This window comes from Mesorhizobium sp. M1E.F.Ca.ET.063.01.1.1 (genome assembly GCF_003998155.1).
In the GTDB taxonomy this organism is placed as follows: domain Bacteria; phylum Pseudomonadota; class Alphaproteobacteria; order Rhizobiales; family Rhizobiaceae; genus Mesorhizobium.
On sequence record NZ_RZSC01001241.1, the window covers coordinates 1 to 1,049 of the forward strand.

The window sequence follows — 1,049 nt, forward strand, 5'->3', positions numbered from 1 at the left end:
GTGTGGGAAGCGGCGGCCAAGAATGGTGGCTTCTCGACCGCCAGGCCCTGGCTGCCGGTGCCGGGCAAGCATCTCTCGCAAGCGGTGAACGTGCAGCAGGGCGACCCGAACTCGCTGCTCGAGCACTACCGCCGCTTCCTCGCCTTCCGGCGCCAGCATCCGGCGCTGGCCAAGGGCGATATCGATTTCATCGAAAGCGATGGCGACACCGTCGCCTTCACGCGCCGCGAAGGCAATGAGCGCATCGCCTGCGTCTTCAATCTCGGCAGCAAGCCTGCCGAGGTCGATCTCGGTAAAGGCTCGCCGCTGCCCTTGCAGGGGCATGGCTTTTCGGGACAAGCTGGCACCAGGTCCATCCGCCTCGGCGGCTATGGCGCCTGGTTCGGGCGTATCGACTGAGTTTGCAACGGACAATCACTGGGAGGAGGAAACCATGGCCGATGTCACGCTGAACCAGGTGAAGAAATCATACGGTAACCTCAACATTCTCCACGGCATCGACCTCGACATCAAATCGGGCGAGTTCATCGTTTTTGTCGGGCCGTCCGGCTGCGGCAAGTCGACCTTGCTGAGGTCGATCGCCGGCCTCGAGGAGATCACGTCTGGCCTGCTCAAGATCGACGGCGAGGTGGTGAACGACGTGCCGCCGTCGAAGCGCGGCATCGCCATGGTGTTCCAGTCCTACGCGCTCTATCCGCATATGACGGTGTACGACAACATGGCCTTCTCGATGAAGATCGGCAAGGAAAGCAAGGCCGAGATCGACAAGCGCGTGCGCCAGGCCGCCGAAATCCTGCAGCTCACCAAATATCTCGACCGCCTGCCCAAGGCGATGTCGGGCGGACAGCGCCAGCGGGTCGCCATCGGCCGCGCCATCGTGCGCAACCCGAAGGTGTTCCTGTTCGACGAGCCGCTGTCGAACCTCGATGCCGCGCTTCGCGTAGCCACCCGCATCGAGATCGCCAAGCTGAAGGAGCAGATGCCGAACACGACGATGATCTATGTCACGCACGACCAGGTCGAGGCGATGACGCTGGCGGACCGCATCG

2 protein-coding genes are annotated in these 1,049 nt (G+C 62.9%); both read left to right on the top strand.

Annotated elements, in window-relative coordinates:
• A partial coding sequence (locus EOA29_RS37580; RefSeq protein WP_127222468.1) for a DUF3459 domain-containing protein occupies positions 1–399 on the top strand: 399 nt, incomplete at its 5' end.
• A 34-nt stretch (positions 400–433) separates the two neighbouring features.
• Positions 434–1,049: ATP-binding cassette domain-containing protein (locus EOA29_RS37585; protein ID WP_127222469.1), on the top strand; the 616-nt coding region annotated here is incomplete at its 3' end.